The following is an 8,142-nucleotide window of genomic DNA, read 5'->3' as shown; positions in this document are numbered from 1 at the left end:
GACAACTGACAACTGACCATTAAATATTCGTGACACAACAAGATCAAAAACCCTCTCGTTCCTTTGCTGGTATTGCTGGTATTGTTGCCGCAGCAACTTTAATTAGTAAAGTGTTTGGTTTAATTAGGCAGCAAATAATCGCTGCGGCTTTTGGCGTGGGTGCGGCAGCTACAGCTTATAGTTATGCCTACATTATTCCCGGTTTTCTTTTAATCCTACTTGGTGGTGTAAATGGACCTTTACATAGTGCCATTGTCAGTGTTTTAGCTAAACACAAAAAAGAGGAAGCTGCACCTATTGTAGAAACAATCACAACCCTAGTGGGTGGGTTGTTGATACTGGTGACATTTGCCCAGATTTTCTGCGCTGAGTATATTGTTGATTTTGTGGGTCATGGCTTAGAAGCAACTACAAGAGCGATCGCTATCCGTCAAATCCAAATCATGGCCCCTTTAGCCTTATTTGCTGGCTTAATTGGCATTGGATTTGGGACTTTAAATGCAGCTAATCAATATTGGTTACTATCTATTAGTCCTTTATTATCTAGTATTACTGTTATTATTGGTATTGCTATTTTAGCAGGACAATATGGTAAAGAAATTATTAATCCCGAATATGCTTTAATCGGTGGCATGGTATTAGCATGGGGGACTTTGGCAGGAGGAATTCTGCAATGGTTAGTCCAGTCAATTGTGCAATGGCGCTTAGGATTAGGGAAATTACGCCTGAGATTTGATTTTAAATCGCCCGGTGTGCAAGAAGTAATTAAAATCATGACTCCAGCGACAATATCATCAGGAATGATGCCAATTAATGTCGCTACTGACCTTTATTTCGCTAGTCCTATTGTTGGTGCAGCCGCAGGTTTTAACTATGCTAATCTTTTAGTTCAAACTCCCTTGGGAATTATTTCTAATATTATTTTACTGCCTTTATTACCAACATTTGCTAGACTTTCTCACCCAGATAATTGGGGAGAACTAAAATTACGCATTCGTCAAGGACTGTTATTAACTGCTGTTACCATGTTACCTTTAGGGGCATTAATGGTGTCCTTATCTGTGCCAATTGTCCAGATAGTTTATCAACGGGGAGCATTTAAACAAGAAGCAACTCAGTTAGTATCTTCGCTATTAATTGCCTATGGAATCGGAATGTTTGTCTATTTAGGGCGTGATGTTTTGGTGAGGGTATTTTATGCTTTAGGTGATGGACAAACACCTTTTAAAATTAGTATATTTAATATTGTTCTCAATGCTGTATTAGATTTAATATTAGTTGAACCTTTTGGTGCGCCTGGATTAGTTTTAGCTACAGTTGGAGTTAATTGTAGTTCGATGTTGATGTTATTATTTTTGCTCAATCGCAAACTTAATGGTTTACCTTGGCAAGAATGGTGTGTACCAATTTTGGGGTTAACTGTTGGGAGTATAATTGCAGGTTTAGCCAGTTTTGTAACTTTAATGGCTTCTCAACAAATACTAGGTAAACAGGATTTAATTAGTTTACTCATAGAATTATCCATATCTGCTTTCGTGGGAATTGGTGTATTTGCGATAATTGCTTCTAGAATGAATATTCCCGAAGTGAATACTTTTGTAATGAAGATGCAACAAAAGTTTTTGAAGAAATAAGGAACTAGCAATCAAAAAAATATCCCAATCTGTATTATAGATGTAGGGGTTTAGCATTGCTAAAACCTTACTTATTTGCTACTCCCTAAATCAAACCCTAATCCACTCCCCAATTATTGGATAATTTATTTTTTGGGAGTTTTTATCCATAATTTGCTGTTACTACTTGTACAAGTGACAACTTATGCTTAAAATGTCACTTAGCATCTATCGTAAAGCTGAGTTTTGGGCTAAACTCATTTAGCGGTGCTATTTTTAGTTCCCACGTTGATATTTAATTTTACAAGAGGTTATGGACAAAAGTCCAACAGATGGCAGTATTACCCTCCTCTAAGCTGGTGAGGCAGTCTCCCAGCGCGGGGGAGACATTAGGAGATTTCTATTATGCTTACACAGGAAATTCGTAATTCCTTGGATATTGCTGACTTAAATCAGCTTAAATGTGATTTGAATTGTTTACAGCCGGTAGATGTGGGCGAGTATATCACCCAATTGCCCGAAAAACAAAGGGCGATCGCTTTTCGGTTACTCAACAAAGATCAAGCCATAGATGTCTTTGAATATTTACCCACAGAAGTACAGGAAGACCTGATTAACTCCCTCCACGATGCCCAGGTAGTAGACCTTGTTGAAGAAATGAGTCCTGATGAACGGGCATATTTATTTGATGAACTACCAGCAGGAGTAGTCAAACGCTTATTACAACAACTCAGTCCCGAACAAAGACAAGCCACAGCTACGATTCTTGGCTATCCAGAAGGGACTGCTGGGCGGGTAATGACCACTGAATATGTCCGCTTGCGGCGAGGTTTAACTGTTGGTGAAGCCCTCAGTAAAATCCGCTTGCAAGATCAAGATAAGGAAACAATTTACTATGCCTATGTCACTGATGATAATCGCAAATTAGTTAGTGTTGTTTCTTTGCGTCAGCTATTATTTACCTTTCCCGATGTTTTAATTAAAGATATTGCCAGCGCCCACGTTGTCAAAGTCAGAACAGAAACCTCCCAGGAAGAAGTCGCCCGGATTATGCAGCGGTACGACTTAATCGCTATGCCTGTGGTTGATAGAGAAGATAGATTAGTCGGTATTATTACGATTGATGATGTCGTTGATATTTTAGAAGAAGAAGCTACAGAAGATATTCAAAAATTAGCAGGGGTCAGTGGTGATGAAGAGGCCTTATCTCCCGCACAAGTCACGATTCGGAAACGGTTGCCTTGGTTATTGGGAATTATGGGATTGTATATTGGTGCTGCCAGTGCGATCGCTCCTTTTCAAGAAGTTATCGCCGCTGTACCTGTCCTCGCCGTGATTATGCCCATATTTTCTAACACAGGTGGCACTGTAGGTATCCAAGCTCTGACTGTCACCATTCGCGGTTTAGGTGTAGGGGAAGTCACACCCGCAGATACGGGAAAAATTCTCCGCAAAGAACTTTTAGCCGGTTTAGGAACAGCCGTAGCTTTAGGGCTGACAATGGTGGCCCTTTCCCTGATTTGGGCTAAACCCCAAGAAAGATGGGTAGCTTTAATAGCCGGGGTAGTTATGGCCACTAATACAATGGTGGCTGTTACTTTAGGAACTTTGTTACCAATGGGTTTGAAGCATTTAAAACTAGATCCAGCTTTAATGAGTGGTCCATTAGTGACAACAATGCTAGATACCATCGGTTTTTTAACTTTCCTCAGTATAATATCTGTTGCTTTAAAGGTGTTTCATTTACAATCTTGAAAGGAATTCTCGTCATCTCAAATCTAAATGCCTACTACTTGGAATCGTCATCATATTCTCACACTTGCTGACTTCACAACGGCTGAATATAACGCCGTGTTACAAACTGCGGCTTCTTTTCAAGAGGTACTATCCCGACGGACAAAGAAAGTCCCCACTTTACAGGGACAGGTAGTAGCAAATTTATTTTTTGAACCTTCTACCCGCACCCGCAGTAGTTTTGAAATTGCGGCAAAAAGACTTAGTGCGGATACCCTCAACTTTGCCGCAGCTACATCTTCCATGACCAAAGGCGAAACAATTCTTGACACAGCAAAAACCTATTTGGCAATGGGAACTGATATTATGGTAGTCCGCCATAAGGATGCAGGAGTTCCGCAAGCGATCGCGCAAGAAATGGATCGTTTAGGTGTAAAAGTTAGCGTCCTCAATGCCGGTGATGGACAACATGAACATCCATCTCAAGGATTATTAGATCTATTTACAATTTGTAGTTTAATTGACCCTGCACAACCCAAAATTGAATCATTACAAGGTAAAAAAATTGCTATTGTTGGCGATATTTTACACTCTCGTGTAGCCCGTTCTAATATTTGGAGTCTCATCGCTAGTGGTGCAGAAGTACATCTGTCCGCACCTCCCACATTGTTACCTAAATTCTTTGCTGAATATTTAGGTGTAACAGAAAATGTAGCTACACCACGCAAACTATCAGACCGGTTATTTACCCATTGGCAATTAGAACCAGCTTTGGAAAATGCTGATTTTGTCATGACTTTGCGCTTACAAAAAGAACGCATGACCGCCCATTTATTCCCTAGTTTAAGAGAATATCATCAACTATTTGGCATTACTCGTGCTAAGTTAAAACTATGTAAACCTCAAGTTAAAGTATTGCATCCAGGTCCAGTAAATCGGGGTGTGGAAATTAGTTCTGATTTAATGGATGATCCTGAATTCAGCTTAATTCAATCTCAGGTAACTAGCGGTGTAGCAGTGCGGATGGCACTTTTATATTTTATCGGTAGTGGTAGGGCTTAATTAATAATAATGCTGTCCCATTGGAATTAAACCAAAGATCTTTGCAAAAACTGGTAACAAATATGCCTACTTTAAGAGTCAATTGTTTTACCTCTTTACCCATATTTTCCTTGCTGATAAGTGGAAGTTGGGTGTTCGTATGTGAATATAGTCCAGTTCAGGCTCAAACATCTAATAATATGCCAATATTCGCACAAGCAACATTGCCATATCTCCAGGAAATACCCATTAACCAGCAGCCATTACCGCAGTTACAACCAGGAAAATTCTATCAATCTCAAGGGACACAATATAGTCAATATAACCAAAACTTTGACCGATATTTTGTTTATGTTGATAGCAATAATTACGAAATTTTGCAGCGAGTTCGGCAAATTGAACCTAATGCCTATATTCGCAATTACAAGGGACGTAATGTGATCCAATCTGGCGTTTTTAATGGACAATCTAATGCTCAAAAACGGGTAAGAGAATTGGAATTTAATGGGATTTCTGGCGCGAAAATCGTTAATTCGGAAAATATAGAATTAACACCTAATTATTCGGTTCAACCAGTAATGTCTTATAATGCTCCCGGATATAATGATCAGAACTATCCAAATAACTATCAACAGGAAAAAAGAAATTCCTATTATGTAGTTATTCCTGGTAATGCTAATAATTTACGTTCTTTAGGTACAGAAATTAGCCAAAGAGTTAGCACCAGTATTAATGTATTTAGGAGAACTCAACCACTAGGAACGCATATAGCTGTAGGACCTTTTAGCGATCGCTTAGAAGCAGAACAATGGAATAGCTATTTGAAAAGTTCAGGTTACGGTAATGCTAGAGTTTACTATGGAAAATAAGGTAATGGGTAATTGGTAATTGGTAATTGGTAATTGGTAATTGGTGAAAATATTTGTCTTTCAACTGACAACTGTACGGGCGAAGCATTTGGAGAACTATTTTTGGCAATGACCGATAATTTATCTTCCAAATGCTTCGCCCCTACTAACAACTGACAACTGACAACTAACAACTGACTAATGACTAAAGAACAATTTGTTGTTACCGCAGCCCAAATGCGGGATATTGAAGCCAGAATATTTACTGCCGGAATGCCTGTAGCAGCTTTAATGGAAAAGGTAGCGGGATTAATTTCCCACCGCTTACAGGCTATTATTTCCCCAGGGCAATGTGTAGGAATTTTAGTTGGTCCCGGTCATAATGGAGGAGATGGTTTAGTAGTAGCTCGTGAATTGCATTTTCGCGGTTATCAAGTTTGGATTTATCAACCTTTTTCTAAGTTAAAAGAATTAACTTCCCAACATTTTCAATATGCACAAAATTTAGGAATTTCCTGTTATCAAGAAATTTCCCAATTACCAAGTTATGATTTTTTAATTGATGGTTTATTTGGGTTTGGGTTAGAAAGAAAAATTACTGATTCTATTGCTACTGCAATTAATTATTTTAATAGCAAAAATCAACCCATTATTAGTATTGATATCCCTTCGGGTTTACATACAGATACAGGAGAAGTTTTAGGAACAGCTATTCAGGCAAATTATACATTTTGCTTGGGTTTATGGAAACAAGGTTTATTACAAGAACAAGCATTACCTTATATTGGTAAAGCCGAATTAATTGACTTTGATATTCCCTTAGCAGATATTCATGCTGTTATCGGTAATATTCCCCAAATCAAACGCATTACTAAAACAACAGCATTATCAACCTTACCTTTACCTCGTCCTCTCATTACCCATAAATACAAACAAGGACATTTATTATTAATTTGTGGTTCTCAACGTTATGCCGGTGGAGCAATTTTAACAGGTTTAGGTGCGCGAGCTTCTGGTATAGGAATGTTATCAATCGCTGTCCCCGAATCTCTAAAAATGTTGTTAGTTTCCCATTTACCAGAAGCGTTAATTATCGGTTGTCCCGAAACCGAAACAGGAGCAATTGCTAATTTACCATTAGTAGGGTGTGTTAGCGACAGCGTAACGCACCTTATAGATTTAAATTCATTTACCACAATTGCTTGCGGACCGGGTTTAACTAAAGATAATATTTCTATTATTCCCGAAATAATTAAATGTGAATGTCCTCTAATTCTCGATGCTGATGCTTTAAATATTCTGGCACAATTAGGAACTATTCCCACATTGAAATCACGAAAATCAGCCACTGTAATTACACCCCACACGGGAGAATTTAAGCGTTTATTTCCCCATATTGATTACACAAATAGAATCAAAGCCGTACAAACAGCAGCCCAAGAAAGTGGGGCTGTAGTCCTATTAAAAGGGGCAAGAACAGCTATATCTAATCCTCAAGGTAGTAGTGTTTGGATAAATCCCGAAAGTACCCCAGCCTTAGCCCGTGGAGGCAGCGGTGATGTATTAACTGGGTTATTGGGTGGACTATTAGCGCAAATTATGAATAAAGAAATTTTTATAGAAGATATAGTCGCAACTGCGGCTTGGTGGCATTCCCAAGCAGGAATTTTAGCAGCACAAGCGAGAACAGAATTAGGAGTTGATGCTTTTACACTAACTCAATATTTACTTCCGGTTTTAAAGCGATGATAATGGGGACTGGGGACTGGAGACTGGGTAAAAATTCTTCCCAATCACCAATCACCAATTACCAATCACCAAATAACAATTACTTAACTGTTACCTTACCACCAGCCTCTTCAATCCGCTTCTTGATATCTTCAGCGGCTTCCTTAGTTACAGCTTCTTTAACTGCTTTAGGAGCGGCTTCTACCAAGTCTTTAGCTTCTTTCAGACCTAGACCTGTGATTTCACGGACAATCTTCAAGACAGCAATCTTCTTATCGGCAGGTACAGAATCCAAAATTGCATCAAATTCGGTCTTCTCTTCTACTACTTCAGCAACAGCACCAGGAGCAGCCATCATCATCATGCCACCACCAGTAGGAGCAGCACTAACACCAAAAGCTTCTTCAATTTGCTTAACTAATTCAGAAGCTTCTAATAAGGTCAAAGATTTCAATTGGTCTAAAATTTGTTCGGTTGCAGCAGACATGGATATAACTCCTAAAGAATTTTTGATTTGTTAGTTTTTTAGTTGTGAGTTGTCAGTGATTAATCTTCACTAACTACCGCTAACTCAGCAGCACTTTCAGCACTATCGCCATTTTCTTTTTCAGCGACAGCTTGCAAAGCGCGAGCCAAGGAACTGGGAACTTCGTTGATACCAACAGCCAGCTTGGTAGCCACACCGTTGATAGCTCCAGCAATTTGAGCCATGAGTTGTTCCTTAGATGGCAAGTCTCCTAGAGCCTTGACATCAGCTTCACTCAGGACACGACCTTCCATGACACCACCGCGAATTTCTGTTTTCTTGGTGGCTTTTTGGAATGCTTGGTAAGCTTTAATCGCAGATAAATCTTCTTTAACTAGCAGAAATGCCGAAGAACCGTTAAGTAATTCTGACATTGGCTGCCATTGTTCCTGATCCTTAATAGCAATGCCCATAAAGGTGTTTTTTGTCACCTTACAGATAGCACCACTAGGACGGAGTTGCCGACGCAAATCTGTGATTTCAGCAACTGTCAGCCCCTGATAATCAATTACCAGTGCTAAAGTTGATTCACTCAAAGAAACTTTAAGATCAGCAACTATTTCTTTTTTGTTTTCTAACGTTCTTCCCATACTTGTCTCACCTCCAATGTCAGTTGTCAGTGGTCAGTTGTTAGTTGTCGGTTGTCAGTTGT

The 8,142-nt window shown here is 39.2% G+C and carries 8 protein-coding genes; 5 read left to right on the top strand and 3 right to left on the bottom strand.

Going from position 1 to position 8,142, the window contains the following annotated elements:
• Positions 1 to 29 precede the first annotated feature (29 nt).
• The 4 genes from murJ (at position 30) to FJR08_RS07760 (ending at position 5,257) form a co-directional block, all read left to right on the top strand.
• Positions 30 to 1,634: a murein biosynthesis integral membrane protein MurJ gene (gene murJ, locus FJR08_RS07775; protein WP_168632764.1), complete on the top strand. Its 1,605-nt coding sequence runs from the start codon at positions 30 to 32 to the stop codon at positions 1,632 to 1,634.
• 384 nt (positions 1,635 to 2,018) lie between these two features.
• Entirely contained in the window at positions 2,019 to 3,368 is a 1,350-nt protein-coding gene (gene mgtE / locus FJR08_RS07770; protein WP_015078209.1) for a magnesium transporter, read from the top strand.
• A 27-nt stretch (positions 3,369 to 3,395) separates the two neighbouring features.
• Positions 3,396 to 4,409 carry an aspartate carbamoyltransferase catalytic subunit gene (locus FJR08_RS07765; protein ID WP_168632763.1) on the top strand — a complete coding sequence of 338 codons (1,014 nt, stop codon included), beginning with the start codon at positions 3,396 to 3,398 and terminating at the stop codon, positions 4,407 to 4,409.
• Positions 4,410 to 4,471: 62 nt separating this feature from the next.
• A complete protein-coding gene (locus tag FJR08_RS07760; protein WP_168632762.1) occupies positions 4,472 to 5,257 on the top strand; it encodes a hypothetical protein in 786 nt (261 codons plus the stop codon).
• Here the strand turns inward: FJR08_RS07760 and FJR08_RS07755 are convergent.
• The gene (locus tag FJR08_RS07755) at positions 5,245 to 5,430 is read right to left on the bottom strand and encodes a hypothetical protein (protein ID WP_174783030.1); all 186 of its coding nucleotides are present in this window, start codon (positions 5,428 to 5,430) and stop codon (positions 5,245 to 5,247) included. The two genes, FJR08_RS07760 and FJR08_RS07755, sit on opposite strands and share 13 nt — an antisense overlap.
• Positions 5,431 to 5,437: 7 nt before the next feature.
• Between FJR08_RS07755 and FJR08_RS07750 the strand changes: the two genes are divergently transcribed.
• A complete protein-coding gene (locus tag FJR08_RS07750; RefSeq protein ID WP_168632761.1) occupies positions 5,438 to 6,985 on the top strand; it encodes an NAD(P)H-hydrate dehydratase in 1,548 nt (515 codons plus the stop codon).
• Between the two features lie 79 nt (positions 6,986 to 7,064).
• On the opposite strand, the gene rplL is transcribed toward FJR08_RS07750, so the two are convergent.
• Positions 7,065 to 7,451, bottom strand: a complete 387-nt coding sequence (gene rplL / locus FJR08_RS07745) for a 50S ribosomal protein L7/L12 (protein WP_015078215.1) — start codon at positions 7,449 to 7,451, stop codon at positions 7,065 to 7,067.
• A 59-nt stretch (positions 7,452 to 7,510) separates the two neighbouring features.
• Entirely contained in the window at positions 7,511 to 8,080 is a 570-nt protein-coding gene (gene rplJ / locus FJR08_RS07740; RefSeq protein ID WP_168632760.1) for a 50S ribosomal protein L10, read from the bottom strand.
• Between the last annotated feature and the right edge of the window lie 62 nt (positions 8,081 to 8,142).

The sequence above is a fragment of the Dolichospermum sp. UHCC 0260 genome (assembly GCF_009711985.1).
Lineage (GTDB): Bacteria > Cyanobacteriota > Cyanobacteriia > Cyanobacteriales > Nostocaceae > Dolichospermum > Dolichospermum lemmermannii.
The sequence above is the reverse complement of the archived record's forward strand: the minus strand, read 5'-3'. Positions and strand labels throughout refer to the sequence as shown.

What these genes read in the sequence shown, in the direction of transcription:
- mgtE (WP_015078209.1), top strand. Translation starts at nt 2,019, where the DNA reads ATGCTTACACAGGAAATTCGTAATTCCTTGGATATTGCTGACTTAAAT.
- FJR08_RS07765 (WP_168632763.1), top strand. Translation starts at nt 3,396, where the DNA reads ATGCCTACTACTTGGAATCGTCATCATATTCTCACACTTGCTGACTTC.
- FJR08_RS07760 (WP_168632762.1), top strand. Translation starts at nt 4,472, where the DNA reads ATGCCTACTTTAAGAGTCAATTGTTTTACCTCTTTACCCATATTTTCC.
- FJR08_RS07750 (WP_168632761.1), top strand. Translation starts at nt 5,438, where the DNA reads ATGACTAAAGAACAATTTGTTGTTACCGCAGCCCAAATGCGGGATATT.
- rplL (WP_015078215.1), bottom strand. Translation starts at nt 7,451, where the DNA reads ATGTCTGCTGCAACCGAACAAATTTTAGACCAATTGAAATCTTTGACC.
- rplJ (WP_168632760.1), bottom strand. Translation starts at nt 8,080, where the DNA reads ATGGGAAGAACGTTAGAAAACAAAAAAGAAATAGTTGCTGATCTTAAA.